Annotated in this window: 13 protein-coding genes; 11 read left to right on the top strand and 2 right to left on the bottom strand. The window is 60.3% G+C overall.

Features of this window, described 5'->3' with window-relative positions:
• Positions 1-228: 228 nt before the first annotated feature.
• On the top strand, positions 229-1812 hold the full coding sequence (gene gshA / locus HQ912_RS02410) for a glutamate--cysteine ligase (RefSeq protein ID WP_047226839.1): 1584 nt from the start codon (positions 229-231) through the stop codon (positions 1810-1812).
• Positions 1813-1920: 108 nt separating this feature from the next.
• On the opposite strand, the gene mgrA is transcribed toward gshA, so the two are convergent.
• Positions 1921-2958, bottom strand: coding sequence for an L-glyceraldehyde 3-phosphate reductase (gene mgrA, locus HQ912_RS02405; RefSeq protein WP_047226838.1), 1038 nt, complete (start codon positions 2956-2958; stop codon positions 1921-1923).
• A gap of 272 nt (positions 2959-3230) precedes the next feature.
• Here mgrA and HQ912_RS02400 point away from each other — a divergent pair, with 272 nt between their 5' ends.
• Complete coding sequence (locus HQ912_RS02400) at positions 3231-3971, top strand: SDR family oxidoreductase (RefSeq protein ID WP_047226837.1); 741 nt, start codon at positions 3231-3233, stop codon at positions 3969-3971.
• A gap of 12 nt (positions 3972-3983) precedes the next feature.
• On the opposite strand, the gene betT is transcribed toward HQ912_RS02400, so the two are convergent.
• On the bottom strand, positions 3984-5945 hold the full coding sequence (gene betT, locus HQ912_RS02395; protein ID WP_171061300.1) for a choline transporter BetT: 1962 nt from the start codon (positions 5943-5945) through the stop codon (positions 3984-3986).
• Positions 5946-6435: 490 nt separating this feature from the next.
• Here betT and HQ912_RS02390 point away from each other — a divergent pair, with 490 nt between their 5' ends.
• The 9 genes from HQ912_RS02390 (at position 6436) to HQ912_RS02350 (ending at position 16338) form a co-directional block, all read left to right on the top strand.
• Positions 6436-7434, top strand: coding sequence for a D-cysteine desulfhydrase (locus HQ912_RS02390; protein WP_107323094.1), 999 nt, complete (start codon positions 6436-6438; stop codon positions 7432-7434).
• Positions 7435-7736: 302 nt separating this feature from the next.
• On the top strand, positions 7737-8531 hold the full coding sequence (gene tcyJ, locus HQ912_RS02385; protein ID WP_047226834.1) for a cystine ABC transporter substrate-binding protein: 795 nt from the start codon (positions 7737-7739) through the stop codon (positions 8529-8531).
• Complete coding sequence (gene tcyL / locus HQ912_RS02380) at positions 8531-9196, top strand: cystine ABC transporter permease (protein ID WP_047226833.1); 666 nt, start codon at positions 8531-8533, stop codon at positions 9194-9196. The genes tcyJ and tcyL overlap by 1 nt, the downstream gene beginning before the upstream one ends.
• A gap of 3 nt (positions 9197-9199) precedes the next feature.
• The gene (gene tcyN / locus HQ912_RS02375) at positions 9200-9961 is read left to right on the top strand and encodes an L-cystine ABC transporter ATP-binding protein TcyN (protein ID WP_173406427.1); all 762 of its coding nucleotides are present in this window, start codon (positions 9200-9202) and stop codon (positions 9959-9961) included.
• 468 nt (positions 9962-10429) lie between these two features.
• Positions 10430-11197 carry a hypothetical protein gene (locus HQ912_RS02370; protein WP_173406426.1) on the top strand — a complete coding sequence of 256 codons (768 nt, stop codon included), beginning with the start codon at positions 10430-10432 and terminating at the stop codon, positions 11195-11197.
• A 368-nt stretch (positions 11198-11565) separates the two neighbouring features.
• Positions 11566-12807 (top strand): SfnB family sulfur acquisition oxidoreductase, encoded by a 1242-nt coding sequence (locus HQ912_RS02365; RefSeq protein WP_160894044.1) that lies wholly within the window; start codon positions 11566-11568, stop codon positions 12805-12807.
• 23 nt (positions 12808-12830) lie between these two features.
• Positions 12831-14024, top strand: coding sequence for an SfnB family sulfur acquisition oxidoreductase (locus HQ912_RS02360; RefSeq protein ID WP_173406425.1), 1194 nt, complete (start codon positions 12831-12833; stop codon positions 14022-14024).
• A complete protein-coding gene (locus tag HQ912_RS02355) occupies positions 14024-15382 on the top strand; it encodes an LLM class flavin-dependent oxidoreductase (RefSeq protein ID WP_160894046.1) in 1359 nt (452 codons plus the stop codon). Before HQ912_RS02360 ends, HQ912_RS02355 begins: the two co-directional genes overlap by 1 nt.
• A 146-nt stretch (positions 15383-15528) precedes the next feature.
• Positions 15529-16338, top strand: a complete 810-nt coding sequence (locus tag HQ912_RS02350) for a MetQ/NlpA family ABC transporter substrate-binding protein (protein ID WP_160894048.1) — start codon at positions 15529-15531, stop codon at positions 16336-16338.
• Positions 16339-16340: the final 2 nt, after the last annotated feature.

The following is a 16340-nucleotide window of genomic DNA, read 5'->3' as shown; positions in this document are numbered from 1 at the left end:
CATCGATATCCCCTGTGGGAGCGAGCCTGCTCGCGATAGCGGTGGAGCAGTCAATGTAAAGTTGACCGACATACCGCTATCGCGAGCAGGCTCGCTCCCACAGAGGGGCCGCGACGAATTGTCTTTGGCCACACAAAAACCAGGCGAAAACGCCAGTTTTAACTTCACCCTTGTAGACCGTCGTGACCACCCCCATATTGGGGCGACTGACGCGTGAAGGAATTCAACTTGAGCGACCTTTTAAACCGCCGCCTGGCTCTGCTCGGCGAGCGCGCCAACCTCTCCCTGCTCGAGCAGTGCCTGCACGGCATCGAACGTGAATGCCTGCGCGTCACGGACACAGGGCATCTGGCGCAGACCCCGCACCCCGAAGCCCTGGGCTCGGCGCTGACCAACGAGCAGATCACCACCGACTATTCCGAGTCGCTGCTGGAGTTCATCACCCCGGCCCAGGCTGACGTGGCCGATACCTTGCGAAGCCTCGACAAGATCCACCGGTTTGCCTACAGCAAGCTCGGCAACGAGTACCTGTGGAGCCCTTCGATGCCGTGCCCGCTGCCAGCGGAGGAAGACATCCCGATCGCGTATTACGGCACCTCGAACATTGGTCGGCTCAAGTATGTCTACCGCCAGGGTCTGGCCCTGCGCTATGGCAAGACCATGCAATGCATCGCCGGGATCCACTACAACTTTTCCCTGCCGGAAAAACTCTGGCCGCTGCTGCGTCAGGCCGAAGCCGTTGAAGCGAGCGATCGTGATTTCCAGTCATCGGCCTACATCGCGCTGATCCGTAATTTCCGTCGCTACAGCTGGTTGCTGATGTACCTGTTCGGTGCCTCGCCGGCTCTGGATGCCGGCTTTCTGCGCGGCCGTCCGCACCAGTTGGAACAATTGGATCCGGACACCTTGTACCTGCCGTACGCCACCAGCCTGCGCATGAGCGACCTGGGTTACCAAAGCAACGCCCAGGCCGGCCTGACCCCCTGCTACAACGACCTGGCAAGCTATACCGACAGCCTGCGCAAGGCGGTGGCGACACCGTACGCGCCCTACGTCGAAGTCGGCACGCATAAGAATGGTGAGTGGGTGCAGCTCAACACCAATATTTTGCAGATCGAAAACGAGTACTACTCCAACATCCGCCCAAAACGCGTGACCTATACCGGCGAGCGCCCGATCCAGGCGTTGATGGCTCGAGGCATCCAGTACGTCGAAGTCCGTTGCCTGGACATCAACCCCTTCCTGCCGATGGGCATCGACCTCACCGAATCGCGCTTCCTCGATGCGTTCCTGCTGTATTGCGGTCTGAACGACAGTCCGCTCCTGGAAAACAACGAATGCAGCAATGCGACGAACAACTTCCTGACCGTGGTCAAGGAAGGCCGTCGGCCAGGTTTGCAATTGCAACGCCAAGGGCAATCGGTGGACATGCAAGCCTGGGCTATCGAGCTTCTGGAAAAGATCGCGCCATTGGCCTCGCTGCTCGACGAGAGCCAGGGGGGCGACGCCCACCGCCAGGCACTGGACGCGCAATTGGCGAAGGTGCGGGACCCGTCACTGACCCCCTCCGCCCAAGTGCTGGCGGCCATGGCAGAACACCAGGAAAGTTTCGCCCAGTTCTCCCTGCGCCAGAGCAAGGCCCACGCCGAATTCTTCCGCGCCGAGCCGTTGCCTGCCCAGGAACAGAGCGCATTCGAAGAAAACGCTCGTCAATCCCTGGCTCAGCAAGCCGAGCTTGAGCAGAACGAAGTGGGGGATTTCGATGTGTTTGTAGGGGCGTACCAGGCGAGCATCCTGGCGATCAGTAACTAGGCACACCTCGCCGACGAGCGAACACCTGTGGGAGGGAGCAAGCTCCCTCCCACAGGGTTTTGTGTACAGCCGGCCATTTCTGGCGGATCGGCTGATTGGCTCAAGTCACTACTCCGCCGACGAAGGCTTCTCCCACAGATTGATCCCGCCCTCCTGGGCAAACCGGTCGATCTGCGCCAGTTCTTCAGCGCTAAAACTCAGGTTCTTCAACGCCCCGACGTTCTCGATAATCTGCTCCGGCCGACTGGCGCCGATCAGCGCAGAGGTTACCCGTGCGTCGCGCAGGGTCCAGGCCAGGGCCATTTGCGCCAGGCTTTGCCCGCGACGCTGGGCAATTTCATTGAGGGCGCGTACATGGGCGATGTTCTCCTGCGACAGGTGCGAAGCCTGCAACGAACCACCACCCGGGCGATTGACCCGCGCATCGGCCGGAATGCCTTTGAGGTACTTGTCGGTCAGCAGGCCCTGGGCCAACGGCGTAAAGGCAATCACACCCGTGCCCAGTTCATCGGTGGCGTCCAGCAGGTCCTTTTCCACCCAGCGATTAAGCAGGTTGTAGGCCGGTTGATGGATCAGCAGTGGGACCTTCCACTCTTTGAGTAGCGCAGCCATTTCTCGAGTCTTCACCCCGGAATACGAAGAGATGCCAATGTACAACGCCTTGCCCTGCTGCACAGCCGTGGCCAGCGCGCTAGCGGTTTCTTCCAGCGGGGTGTCGGGGTCGAAGCGGTGGGAATAGAAGATATCCACATAGTCCAGGCCCAGGCGTTGCAGGCTCTGGTCCAGACTGGCCAACACGTACTTGCGCGAACCACCACCCTGGCCGTAAGGACCCGGCCACATGTCCCAACCGGCCTTGCTGGAGATGATCAACTCATCGCGATACTGCTTGAAGTCTTCGCGCAGCAACCGACCAAAATTGATCTCGGCGCTGCCGTAGGGCGGGCCGTAGTTGTTGGCCAGGTCGAAGTGATTGATACCCAGATCAAACGCCGTACGCAGCAGCGAACGCTGCGTGTCGATCGGCGTGCTGTCGCCGAAGTTGTGCCACAACCCCAACGACAGCGCCGGCAGCACCAGCCCGCTGCGACCGACACGGCGGTAAGGAATGGACTCGTAGCGGTTTTCGGCAGCGGTGTAGGTCATCGAAAGGCTCTCTGTTCGGGTGGCTGGTACAAGGGGCAAGCTAACACCTCACAGACGCATTCGTCAGGCCGAAAGTTCGCATATCAGGTGTGGGGGCTGGATGCCGGCGCAGGTGATCTGCCGCAGATTGGCCACGCATCGGCCAATCAACGAGGCGTCATGCAGCGCGCTTATTGTTTGTAATTACTGAACAGTCAAGGCAGCCGTCGGGCATTTATCGCTGAGGGTAAACATGTGAATCTGGCGTCATCCACTTCAAAAGGAGCCCTCTTATGCCCTCTCCAACCGCCAAAGTTGCCATCGTAACCGGCGCCTCCCGCGGCATCGGTGCCGAAATCGCCAAGCAATTGGCTCTCGATGGCTATGCCGTCGCCATTAACTACGCCAACAGCGCCGCCGAAGCCTCGAAGCTGGTGGTGCAATTGCGCCAGGCCGGTCACCAAGCCATAGCGATCAAGGCAGATGTGTCCTCTGCCGTCGACGTCCGGCGGATGTTCGATGAAACCGAAGCGCAACTGGGCAAGGTGGATGTGCTGATCAATAACGCGGGTACCCTGCAAGTGATGCCCTTGGCCCAGCACAGTGACGAGTTGTTCGACCAGACGTTCGCCATCAACACCCGCGGCACCTTCAACACCCTGCGCGAAGCCGCAACCCGTTTGAACGACGGTGGCCGGATCGTGAATTTTTCCAGCAGCACCGTTGGCCTGAACCTGCCCGGTTATTCGGTGTACATCGCCAGCAAGGCCGCCGTCGAGTCACTGACACAGGTGTTTGCCAAGGAACTGCGCGGCCGCCAGATCACGGTCAACGCCGTGGCGCCCGGCCCGGTTGCTACCGAACTGTTCCTGCATGGCAAGAGCGAAGAACAGATCCAGAACTTCGCCAAAATGCCGCCCCTGGAACGCCTCGGCCAGCCGGAGGACATCGCCAGCATCATATCCTTCCTGGTCAGCCCGGCCGCCGGCTGGGTGAACGGGCAAATTCTGCGAGCCAACGGCGGCCTGGTCTGAGGTTTCGCCCGATCAGCGCACCAGATGCAGGAACTGCATGTGCCGCTCGTATTGGTCGAGGATGTCGTTGATGACCTGCTCCTTGGTATAACCCACCAGATCGTAGTCCTGGCTGCCTTCGCTCAGGTGCACTTCGGCGCGGTAGTAACGGCGGTTGTTGAGTTCCTTGGAGCCCATGCCGCCGCGGGCGAAGGACGGCGTGAAGTAGCCGCGCATCTGCACCTGGTAGATGAACGGATGCTGCTCGCCGTGGCCGATTTCCAGGCTGACGCTGTCGTTGGCCGGGTCTGGCTGGGTCACCACTGTCAGACCTTTCTCGGCGAACACCGCCTTCACCTCTTCGATGGCCGGGCGCACCGTGGTGTCGAGAAAACGGTACACCTCATCGCGGGACGGGAAATGCACCGCCTGACTCAAGCGCTGTCGCCAGCCGCCCGTACCCCGTCGAGAAGCTGACACCGGCGCCAGCGAATGCAACTGCGCAATCTGCTTCTGGGACTCGAGGTAAAACGCCTTGTGCAGGCCCCACATCATCAGCAGCAGAATCAGCGAGAACGGCAAGGACGTCAGCACCACTGCCGACTTCAAGGCATCGATACTGCCGGAGAACAGCAATGCGCTGGTCACCAGGGCAGTCATCGCCCCCCAGAACACCCGCAGCCATTTGGGCCCGTCTTCATCGGGGTTGCCGCCCTTGGCCGACAACGTGGAAAGCACCACGGTGCCGGAGTCGGCTGACGTGACGAAGAACACAAAACTGATAAACACGGTGACCGCGATGACGGTCTTGCTCCATGGATAGGTTTCCAGCAGCAAATAAAGGCTCATCGACGGGTTTTCCAGGGCCGACATACCCAGGGCACTCATGCCGTGGTTCAGCACTTGGTCAATGGCGCTGTTACCGAAGATCGACATCCACGCCAGGGTGAAGCCAAGGGGAATCAGCAGCACGCCAAACACGAACTCACGGATAGTGCGCCCACGGGAAATGCGCGCAATGAACAACCCCACGAACGGCGACCACGCAATCCACCAGGCCCAGTAGAACACCGTCCAGCCGCCCAGCCAGTCGCTGGGCTCGTCGTAGGCATACACGTCAAAACTCTTCATCGGCAGGGCGCCGAGATAATCGCCGATGTTCTGGATCAACGTGTTGAGCAAATGTTGGGTAGGTCCGGCAAACAGCACGAACAGCAGCAATGCGCAGGCCAGCAGCATGTTGATGTCGGACATGACCCGCACGCCTTTATCGACACCGGCCACCGCCACAATGATTGCCGCGCCCATCATCAGCACGATCAGGCCGACCTGAATCCACTGGGTATGGGCGATGCCGAACAGGTAATCGAGCCCGGAATTGAGATGCAGCACCCCAAACCCCATGTCCGCGCCGAGGCCGAACACGGTCGCGATGATGCCGAAGCCGTCCACCGCGTAGCCGATGGGACCGTTAATACGTTTACCGATCAGCGGGTACAGCGCTGAACGCAGGGCCAGCGGCAAATTGTGCCGGTAGGCAAAGTACGCCAGGGCCATGCCGACGAAAGCAAACACGCCCCAGCCGTGCAGGCCCCAGTGCAGAAACAGGATCTGCATGGCCTGGCGCGCGGCATCTGCGGTACCGGCCTCGCCTTGCGGTGGCTGAACCAGATGGGTCAGCGGTTCGGAGACACAGAAAAAAAACAGCGTGATGCTGATACCGGCAGCGAACAGCATGCCAGCCCAGGACAGGTAACTGAATTCGGGCTCGTCGTGGTCGGCACCGAGCTTGATCTTGCCGTAGCCGGACAAGGCGGTGACCACCACGAAGACCAGATACAGGGTCATCGCCAACATGTAATACCAGCCGACCGTATTGGCCGCCCAGTTCTGCGCCGCCAGCAGCCAGGCACCCGCCTGCTCCGGCACGGCGATGACCACCAGGCCGAACAGCAGAATGAAGGTCGCGGCAAAGTAAAAAACCGGCGGATTCATGCGGACCAGGCCGCTGGGTGGAAGGGACGAGGCACTCATGAGCGATGTACCCCGGAAAGCGGAATCGTGAAAATCGAAAACGGACTCGGCAAAGGCAAGCCTCCTGTTGTGAGCGGGCAGCAAACCGACGGTTTAACTTGAATGAACGTTCAAGTTAAACATGAATAGGTAGCTAAGGACTAATCGCACGGCTGGATGGCATGTTTCCTACGCTAGCCTACGGGAGGGTATGACGTTGCCTGGAGAGCATTCGTTCAGTGTTCAACAGACATAACACAGCCCCTGTGGGAGCGAGCCTGCTCGCGATCGCGGTGGTTCAGTGGGTACATCCATTCGCTGACACACCGCGATCGCGAGCAGGCTCGCTCCCACAGGTTTTCGCTGCTCATCTCTCATGCGTCCCCATTTACGCCCCGGCAAACGATTGGCGGTTGCCCATCAATATCGGCGTGCCTATAGTCCATGGATTTCCTGCAACCAGTACGACCCCATGATCAAACAACAGCTGGCGCGCTTTAACCGTCTCGACCTGCTCGGTCATCCAACTCCCCTGGAAAAACTCGACCGTCTTTCCTCCTGGCTCGGTCGCGATATCTATATCAAGCGCGATGACCTGACGCCTCTGGCGCTGGGCGGCAACAAGCTGCGCAAGCTCGAATACCTGGCCGCCGACGCCCTGGCTCAAGGTGCCGACACCCTCATCACCGCCGGGGCGATCCAGTCCAATCATGTGCGCCAGACTGCCGCGCTGGCGGCAAAGCTGGGCCTGGGCTGTGTGGCCCTGCTGGAAAACCCCATCGGCACCGAAGACAGCAACTACCTGAGCAACGGCAACCGGCTGCTGCTGGAGCTGTTCGACGCCAAGGTCGAATTGGTAGAAAACCTGGATAACGCCGACGAGCAGTTGCAAGCCCTCGCCGCACGCCTGCGCAGCAACGGGAAGAAGCCCTATCTGGTACCGATTGGCGGTTCGAACGCTCTGGGTGCGCTGGGGTATGTACGCGCCGGGCTTGAGCTGGCCGAGCAAATCAAGGACACCGGCCTGAATTTCGCTGCCGTGGTGCTGGCTTCGGGCAGCGCCGGGACGCACAGCGGCCTGACGCTGGCGCTCAGTGAAACGCTGGGGCAACTTCCCGTGATTGGCATAACTGTGTCTCGCAGCGAAGAAGACCAGCGCCCCAAGGTCCAGGGCTTGGCCGAACGCACCGCCCAGTTGCTCGATGTATCGCTTCCAGAGGCCTTCAAGGTGAACCTGTGGGACGAATACTTCGGCCCCCGCTACGGCGAACCCAATGCCGGTACGTTGGCGGCAGTCAAATTGCTGGCTGGCCTGGAGGGCCTGTTGCTGGACCCGGTCTACACCGGCAAGGCGATGGCCGGCCTGCTCGATGGGGTGGGTCGCGACCGCTTCGACGAGGGCCCGATCATCTTCCTGCATACCGGCGGCGCACCGGCGTTGTTTGCGTATAACGCGGCGTTCCAGGCGTAGTGAAGTTCTCGATGTGGGAGCGAGCCTGCTCGCGATAGCGCCGTGTCAGCCAAAACAATATTGACTGGTTATCGCGAGCAGGCTCGCTCCCACAGGGGACTTTTTTCATTCCATACTCGAATATTTGAATGATTTAATATTATTTTCCAATCTATAAACACCACCCTATAGTCTCGCCACAGGCGCATTTGCTGCGAGACGCCCAGGCTGCTTTAAGGCAGGATGTGGCAATCTTTTCGGATCGCGGCTACGCCTTATCTCAGCCAAAATAACCTCTTCATAAGAAAACACAGGGGCTTGTCATGAATTTTTCCGCATTACGTCGCAACCTGTTGGTGGGTTCGCTGGGCCTGGCATTGAGCGCCGGCCTGCTGGGCCAGGCCGTTGCCGGTGAGCAGCTGCAAAAGATCAAGGACGCGGGCGTGATCAACGTCGGCCTGGAAGGCACTTACCCACCGTTCAGTTTCGTGGACGCCGACGGCAAGCTGGCCGGTTTCGAAGTGGAGTTTTCCGAAGCCCTGGCCAAGGAGCTGGGCGTGAAGGTCAAACTGCAACCGACCAAATGGGACGGCATTCTCGCAGCGCTGGAATCCAAGCGCCTGGACGCGGTGATCAACCAGGTCACCATCTCCGAGGAGCGCAAGAAGAAGTATGACTTCTCCCAGCCTTACACCGTTTCCGGCATCCAGGCGCTGGTTCTGACCAAGAACAAAGACGCCATCAAGACCGCCGATGACCTGGCCGGCAAAAAAGTCGGCGTTGGCCTGGGCACCAACTATGAGCAATGGCTCAAGGAAAACCAGCCAAAGGCTATTATCCGCACCTACGACGATGACCCAACCAAATACCAGGACCTGCGTGTAGGCCGCATCGACGCCATTCTGGTAGACCGGCTGGCTGCTCTGGAGCTGACCGCCAAGGCCAAGGACACCGCTGTAGCCGGCGAGCCGTTCTCCCGCCAGGAAGCCGGTATCGCCCTGCGCAAAGGCGAGCCTGAGCTGCTGGACGCAATCAACAAGGCCATCGACAAACTGCGGGCCGACGGCACCCTGGCGAAAATCTCGCAGAAGTACTTCAACGCTGACGTCACCCAATAATGGAAGAGGCTTTTCAACTCGCGCTGGACTCCGCGCCCTTCTTGCTCAAGGGCGCGTATTACACGGTCATCCTCAGTTTGGGCGGCATGTTCTTCGGCTTGCTGCTGGGCTTCGGCCTGGCGTTGATGCGCCTGTCGCGCTTCAAACTGGTGAGCTGGATCGCCCGCATCTACGTGTCGTTTTTTCGCGGCACGCCGCTGCTGGTGCAGTTGTTCGTGATCTATTACGGGCTGCCCCAACTGGGCATCGAGCTGGATCCATTGCCGGCGGCGCTGATCGGCTTCTCGCTGAACATGGCGGCCTATGCGTGTGAAATCCTGCGGGCCGCCATCAGCTCCATCGAGCGCGGCCAGTGGGAAGCCGCGGCCAGTATCGGCATGACCCGCGCCCAGACCCTGCGCCGGGCCATCCTGCCGCAAGCGGCGCGAACGGCCTTGCCTCCTCTGGGCAACAGCTTCATTTCCCTGGTCAAGGACACCGCACTGGCGGCGACCATCCAGGTGCCGGAGCTGTTCCGTCAGGCGCAGTTGATCACTGCCCGCACTTTCGAAATCTTCACCATGTACCTTGCCGCCGCGCTGATCTACTGGATTCTGGCCAGCGTGCTGGCGCACCTGCAGAACGTCCTGGAAGCCCGGGTCAATCGGCATGACCAGGAGTCCTGACCCATGATTGTCGTGGAAAAACTGACAAAGCAGTTCAAGGGTCAAGTGGTGCTCAATGGCATCGACCTGGAGATCGAAGAAGGCGAAGTGGTGGCGATCATCGGCCCCAGCGGTTCGGGCAAGACCACCTTCCTGCGCTGCCTGAACTTCCTCGAAGAACCCAGCAGTGGCCGGATCAAGGTCGGCGACATCGAAATCGATGGCAGTCGCCCGCTGAACCAGCAACAGAACCTGGTGCGTCGTTTGCGCCAGCAAGTGGGTTTTGTGTTCCAGAACTTCAATCTGTTCCCCCATCGCACCGCGCTGGAGAACGTCATCGAAGGCCCACTGGTGGTGAAGAAGATCCCCCGTGCCGACGCTGAGGTTTTAGGCCGTAAACTGCTGGCCAAGGTCGGGCTGGCGGGCAAGGAGGACGCCTACCCGCGGCGTCTTTCCGGTGGCCAGCAACAGCGCGTGGCGATTGCCAGGGCGCTGGCGATGGAGCCCGAGGTGATTCTGTTCGACGAGCCAACGTCGGCCCTGGACCCGGAGCTGGTGGGCGAGGTGCTGGCGACGATTCGTGACCTGGCCGAAGAAAAGCGCACCATGGTCATTGTGACTCACGAAATGGGCTTCGCCCGGGACGTAGCGAACCGCGTGGTGTTTTTCGACAAAGGTGTGATCGTCGAGCAAGGCGAAGCCAAGGCCTTGTTTGCAGCCCCCCGGGAGGAACGCACTCGACAGTTCCTCAGCAAGTTCCTCTCGGCCGGACACGGCGACCAGTAAATTATTGATATTGTCCCCACTTCCAAGGATGGAAGTGGAACAACTAACAGCCCAGCGTAACAAACTGAAACTTCCAGTTGACTTAACACAGCCACCCCGTTGACGTGCGGTATATACATATCTCGGGCAACACTTCTCTTTGGGCTACGCTATTTATCCGACTTCCTGCCGCACCTCCCTTCCAAACCAATGAACCCGAGGAAAATGGCGCACAACGCAACGTATTCTTAACTTCGATGCGTAGGACATTTCTGAAGCCTTATACAATTAATTATTAAGCAAGTTCCTCTATTGACACTGAAACTGCTGAACCCTTATCTAGTGACCCACAGGCGATGCGAACTATTTTAGTTCTGCGCGATGAACCGCAGACAGGGTCCATGCTGCGCAATAAAAATATATCGCGATGATTAAGCGCTTTTGATCTTCCCGAAACGGACTTCGTTTTAAAGCATCAAGGAGAACACCATGACATGTACGTCGAATATTCCTGAACTGGCTGCGCCTACCCTGGTCAACGCTCTGCGTACCCGCATCAACATCACCAGCGCTGCGCACCTGCAAGTGGCAATTGCCCCTTACCCCGGCATGGACGCGGGCGATCTGATCGAGCTGTTCTGGGACAACTGCTACGTCGGCTCCCGTCTGTTGTCCCAGGCCGACGTGCAAACTAGCGTTACGTTGCGGGTACCCGAGAGCTTCATCGTCAATGGGACTTCGCGCATCCATTACCGCGTGATGCAAGTGGGGCGCGGCCCGGCGCTGTCAGCACCGCAACGGGTGCAGGTCAAGCTCGATTGTCCGGGTGGCCAACCGTCGGCCCTGAGCGGTGATGAAAACCAAGGCCTGGCGCCAGTGCGGATTCCTGATGCGATTCGCCGCAAGGGCGTGAACCCGAGTCAGGTCAAACGCGGTGTACCACTGACCATAGAGCCCTATCTGAACATGGCTGCTGACGATGCGATTACCTTGCGCTGGGGCGACGTGCGCATGGACCTGCCCCGCATCAAGCCCTGCGAGGTTGGCCTGCCGATCAACATCTGGGTACCGCCGCAGATCATTCTGGAGGCGGGAGAAGACCTGCGCCTGGAAGTGACCTACTGCATCCTCGACCGCGTGGGCAACAACTCCCACTGGGCGCCGCCGCGAACGTTGAAGATCGGTTGCGCCAACCCCTACCTGAGCACTTCACCGAAAGAGGCGCTCATGGCCGCCGAAACGCGCCGCCGAACATGAATACTCTGAGCAAGCTGTTGTGGCGAGGGGATTTATCCCCGCTGGGCTGCGAAGCAGCCCCCACTATGCAATCGCGGTGCAGCAGGTTGCTGTGTTGACTGCTTTGGGGCTGCTGCGCAGCCCAACGGGGATAAATCCCCTCGCCACAACATCGCTCGGCACAAAGCCCTCTATTGATATTCCTAAAAGTTAGTTCAAAAATAAATTACACACGTTTAGGGTATATAAACCGGACCACCGGACATTCTTGATTTTCGCTCGCCGCATTCATCGCGGCGTTTCTTGAGATGTGAGGTGGGTATGGAACGGAACACAATCACCCCAGCGCAGTATGCCAGGGCACTACCTGCAGCCACGGAGTGGCTGTAATGTCGGATTTGGCGCAAGCAAAGATCCAGAGCGACCTGGACATCGCACCGCAGCTGTTGCCCGCACAGGTGTTGCGCAACGATGCCGAGGCCATCAAAGCCGCCCATGAACTGGCGCAGGTCGCCCGTCAGCAGGCCGCGCGTCGTGACCAGCAACGCAAGCTACCCTGGGCAGAAATCGAGCAATTCACCCGTAGCGGACTGGGCAGCATCGCCATTCCCCGGGCATACGGCGGCCCGCAGGTTTCTTTCGTCACCCTGGCCGAGGTGTTCGCGATCATTTCCGCCGCTGACCCGGCCCTCGGGCAGATCCCGCAAAACCAATTCGGCGTACTCCAACTGATTCTCGGCACCGGCACCGAACGGCAGAAAAAAATCCTGCTGCAGAGCGTGCTCGAAGGCTGGCGCATCGGCAACGCAGGGCCGGAACGTGGCACTCGCAATACCCTTGAACTCAAGGCCCGGATCACCGCTGACGGTGACGGGTTTGTCATCAATGGTCAGAAGTTCTATTCCACCGGCGCGCTGTTTGCCCACTGGGTCGCGGTCAAGGCGCTGAATGACGAGGGTCGGCAGGTGCTGGCGTTCGTGCGGCGCGGCACCCCGGGCCTGCGGATCGTCGACGACTGGTCAGGGTTCGGCCAGCGCACCACGGCCAGCGGCACCGTGTTGCTGAACAATGTGCGAGTGGATGCCGACTTGGTGCTGGAGAACTGGCGCATCAACGAAACGCCCGGCGTGCAAGGCGCGATTTCCCAACTGATCCAAGCCGCCATCGATGCAGGCATCGCCCGTGGCGCCATCGACGATGCCATCGCCTTCGTCCGAGAACGAGCCCGGCCCTGGATCGATGCCAAGGTCGACCGGGCCAGTGACGACCTCTATGTGATCGCCGACATCGGCAAGCTGAAAATCGAACTGCACGCCGCCGAAGCGTTGTTGCGCAAGGCCGGACAAGTGCTGGACCAGGTCAGCGCCGCGCCCATCACCGCGCAATCGGCTGCCCGCGCCTCGATTGCCGTGGCCGAGGCCAAGGTGCTCACCACCGAGATCGCCCTGCAAGCCAGCGAAAAACTGTTCGAACTGGCCGGCAGCCGCGCCACCCTCGCCGAATTCAATCTCGACCGCCACTGGCGCAACGCACGGGTCCATACCCTGCACGACCCGGTGCGCTGGAAGTATCACGCGGTAGGCGCCTACCACCTGAACGGCACCTTGCCGGCCCGGCATTCCTGGATCTGACGACCCGACCTCTGGAGCAGTACATGACGTTTTCTCAACACGTCGCGGTGATCACCAGCGATGAACAAGCCCTGATCGTGGCCAGCGACCTGGCCGATGACTTCAAGCGCGACAGCGCCCTGCGCGACCGTGAGCGCCGCTTGCCGTACCCGGAACTGGAGGCCTTCTCCCGCTCTGGCCTGTGGGGCATTAGCGTGCCCAAGGCCTATGGCGGCGCCGGTGTGTCCAACGTCACCCTGGCCAAAGTCATCGCGCTGATTGCTCAGGCCGACGGCTCGCTGGGGCAGATTCCGCAAAATCATTTCTACGCCCTGGAAGTGCTACGGGTAAACGGCAGCCAAGCGCAAAAACAACGCCTGTATGCCGAAGTCCTGGCCGGCCAACGTTTTGGTAATGCATTGGCGGAGCTCGGCACCAAGACCGCCCACGACCGCATCACGCAACTGCGCCGCGACGGTGAGAGCTACCGCATCAGCGGTCGCAAGTTCTACGCCACGGGGGCGATCTACGCCCAGCGCATCCCCACGTCGGTGGTGGATGAAAACGGCGTGCAACAACTGGCATTCGTCCCGCGCAACAGCCGAGGCCTGACGGTGATCGACGACTGGAGCGGTTTCGGCCAGCGCACCACCGGCAGTGGATCGGTGGTGTTCGAGGACGTTTATGTCACCGCCGAAGACGTCGTGCCCTTCCAGAGCGCCTTCGAACGCCCAACGCCGGTGGGGCCGCTGGCGCAGATTCTTCACGCCGCCATCGACACCGGCATCGCTCGCGCCGCCTATGAGGACGCCTTGCATTTTGTCCGTAGCAAAACCCGGCCCTGGATCGACGCCGCCAGCGACGTCGCCACCGAAGACCCGCACACCCTCAAGAGTTTCGGCCAACTGAGCATCCGCCTGCACGCCGCCGAAGCCCTGCTGGAACGTGCCGGTGAGTTTCTCGACCGGGCCCAGGCCGACACCCAGGCCGACACGGTCGCCGCCGCCTCGATTGCCGTAGCCGAAGCCCGCGCCATCAGCACCGAGATTTCCCTGGCCGCCGGCAGCACCCTGTTCGAATTGGCCGGCAGTCAGGCGACCCTGGCCGAACATGGCCTCGACCGCCACTGGCGCAACGCCCGGGTGCACACCCTGCATGACCCGGTGCGCTGGAAATACCACGCGGTGGGCAATTTCTACCTCAACGATGAAAAACCGCCGCTGCGGGGGACTATCTGATGGCGGCCGACAGGAAAAAGATCCTGCTCAACGCGTTCAACATGAACTGCATCGGGCACATCAACCATGGTTTGTGGGCTCATCCCCAGGACACCTCGACCCAGTACAACACGATTGAATACTGGACCGCCCTGGCGCAGTTGCTCGAGCGTGGATTGTTCGACGGGCTGTTCATCGCCGACATCGTCGGGGTCTACGACGTGTACCAACAGTCGGTGGACGTCACGCTCAAGGAGTCGATCCAACTGCCGGTCAACGACCCGTTGCTGCTGGTCTCGGCGATGGCCGCCGTGACGAAAAACCTCGGCTTCGGGCTCACCGCCAACCTGACCTACGAACCACCCTACCTGTTTGCCCGACGCATGAGCACCCTCGACCATCTGAGTCGCGGCCGGGTCGGCTGGAACATCGTCACCGGCTATCTGGACAGCGCCGCCAAAGCCATGGGGCTTACCGCGCAGGTCGAGCATGACCGCCGCTACGACCAGGCCGATGAATACCTGCAAGTGCTCTACAAATTGTGGGAAGGCAGTTGGGAAAACGACGCGGTGCTCAACGACCGCGAGCAGCGGATCTATGCCCGGCCGGAGAAAGTGCACAAGGTTCGGCACCAGGGCGAGTTCTACCAGGTCGAGGGCTATCACCTCTGCGAACCCTCGCCCCAGCGCACGCCGGTGCTGTTCCAGGCCGGTAGTTCCGAGCGCGGCCTGCTGTTTGCCGGGCGGCATGCCGAGTGCGTGTTCATCAGCGGCCAGAACAAACCCGCGACCAAGGCCCAGGTGGACAAGGTTCGCGCCAGCGCCGCCCGGGCCGGACGAAACCCCGGGGACATCAAAGTGTTCATGGGCCTTAACGTGATCGTCGGCGAGACCGAAGCGGCCGCCTGGGCCAAGCATGCCGAGTACCTGAGCTACGCCAGCGCCGAAGCCGGGGTGGCGCATTTTTCCGCCTCGACAGGAATCGATTTTTCCGCGTACGAACTGGACGAACCGATCCAGTACGTGAAGAGCAACGCCATCCAGTCTGCCACCAAGATCCTGCAGAACAACGACTGGACCCGGCGCAAATTGCTGGACCAGCACGCCCTGGGCGGTCGCTACATCACCCTGATCGGCTCGCCCGAACAGGTGGCCGATGAACTGGAGGCGTGGATCGCCGAAACCGGCCTCGACGGCTTCAACCTGACCCGCATCGTCACGCCGCAAAGCTACGTGGACTTCATCGACCTGGTGATCCCCGAGTTGCAGCGACGCGGTTCGTACAAGACCGAATACGACAACGGCACCCTGCGCGAAAAGCTGTTTCACGCAGAGGCCCATTTGCCCGAACGACACACCGGTTCGACCTACCGACACTGACCCTGTGGGAGCAAAGCTTGCTCGAGATGCAGACACCTCGGTTTTTGAGAGACCGCATCAACTTCATCGCGGGCAAGCCTTGCTCCCACAGAGCTCTGTTCGCCACAAAAAATATGCACCGCCCATTAATGACTGGAATATCCGACATGACCAAGCAACTCCTGACCCTGCCAGTCAAAGCACTGGCCCTGGCCCTCGGCCTGTTCAGCTCGACGCTGTTTGCCGCCGACGCACCGTTGAAGATCGGCACCACCGCCGCGTTTGCCATTCCCCTGGAAGCCGCCGTAGAAGAAGCCGGCAAGCAAGGCTTGAAGGTCGAGTTGGTGGAGTTCAGCGACTGGATCGCGCCCAACGTCAGCCTGGCCTCCGGTGATATCGACGTGAATTACTTCCAGCACATTCCGTTCCTGGAAAATGCCAAGGCCGCCGCCGGGTTCGACCTGGTGCCCTTTGCGCCGGGGATCATCAACAACGTCGGGCTCTATTCGAAAAAATACAAAAACTTCGACGAGCTGCCCGAAGGCGCGAGCGTCGCCATTGCCAACGACCCGATCAACAGCGGTCGCGGCCTGCAACTGCTGGCCAAAGCCGGGCTGATCACCCTCAAGCCGGGAGTGGGTTACAAGGCCACCGAAGACGATATCGTCGCCAACCCGAAAAAAATCAAAATCCTGCAAGTCGAAGCCGTGCAACTGGTGCGCGCCTATGACGACGCCGACTTGGTACAGGGCTATCCCGCCTACATCCGCTTGGCGAAGACCTTCGACGCCACGTCTGCCTTGCTGTTCGACGGCCTCGATCACAAGGAGTACGTCATCCAGTTCGTGATCCAACCCAAGAGCAAAACCGACCCAAGGCTGATCAAATTCGTCGACATCTATCAGCACTCACCTGTCGTGCGCGCTGCCCTGGACAAGGCCCATGGCAAGCTCTACCAGGCCGGATGGGAAGGCTGACC

This window comes from Pseudomonas sp. MPDS, from assembly GCF_013283895.1.
In the GTDB taxonomy this organism is placed as follows: domain Bacteria; phylum Pseudomonadota; class Gammaproteobacteria; order Pseudomonadales; family Pseudomonadaceae; genus Aquipseudomonas; species Aquipseudomonas rhizophila.
Note: the sequence above shows the minus strand (reverse complement) of the source record. Positions and strands in the feature narration are given on the sequence as shown.

Excerpts from the sequence above, each read along its gene's own strand:
- HQ912_RS02365 (WP_160894044.1), top strand. The coding sequence starts at position 11,566 with ATGTCGGATTTGGCGCAAGCAAAGATCCAGAGCGACCTGGACATCGCA.
- tcyJ (WP_047226834.1), top strand. The coding sequence starts at position 7,737 with ATGAATTTTTCCGCATTACGTCGCAACCTGTTGGTGGGTTCGCTGGGC.
- tcyL (WP_047226833.1), top strand. The coding sequence starts at position 8,531 with ATGGAAGAGGCTTTTCAACTCGCGCTGGACTCCGCGCCCTTCTTGCTC.
- mgrA (WP_047226838.1), bottom strand. The coding sequence starts at position 2,958 with ATGACCTACACCGCTGCCGAAAACCGCTACGAGTCCATTCCTTACCGC.
- betT (WP_171061300.1), bottom strand. The coding sequence starts at position 5,945 with ATGAATCCGCCGGTTTTTTACTTTGCCGCGACCTTCATTCTGCTGTTC.
- HQ912_RS02355 (WP_160894046.1), top strand. The coding sequence starts at position 14,024 with ATGGCGGCCGACAGGAAAAAGATCCTGCTCAACGCGTTCAACATGAAC.
- HQ912_RS02390 (WP_107323094.1), top strand. The coding sequence starts at position 6,436 with ATGATCAAACAACAGCTGGCGCGCTTTAACCGTCTCGACCTGCTCGGT.
- HQ912_RS02360 (WP_173406425.1), top strand. The coding sequence starts at position 12,831 with ATGACGTTTTCTCAACACGTCGCGGTGATCACCAGCGATGAACAAGCC.
- HQ912_RS02370 (WP_173406426.1), top strand. The coding sequence starts at position 10,430 with ATGACATGTACGTCGAATATTCCTGAACTGGCTGCGCCTACCCTGGTC.
- tcyN (WP_173406427.1), top strand. The coding sequence starts at position 9,200 with ATGATTGTCGTGGAAAAACTGACAAAGCAGTTCAAGGGTCAAGTGGTG.
- HQ912_RS02350 (WP_160894048.1), top strand. The coding sequence starts at position 15,529 with ATGACCAAGCAACTCCTGACCCTGCCAGTCAAAGCACTGGCCCTGGCC.
- HQ912_RS02400 (WP_047226837.1), top strand. The coding sequence starts at position 3,231 with ATGCCCTCTCCAACCGCCAAAGTTGCCATCGTAACCGGCGCCTCCCGC.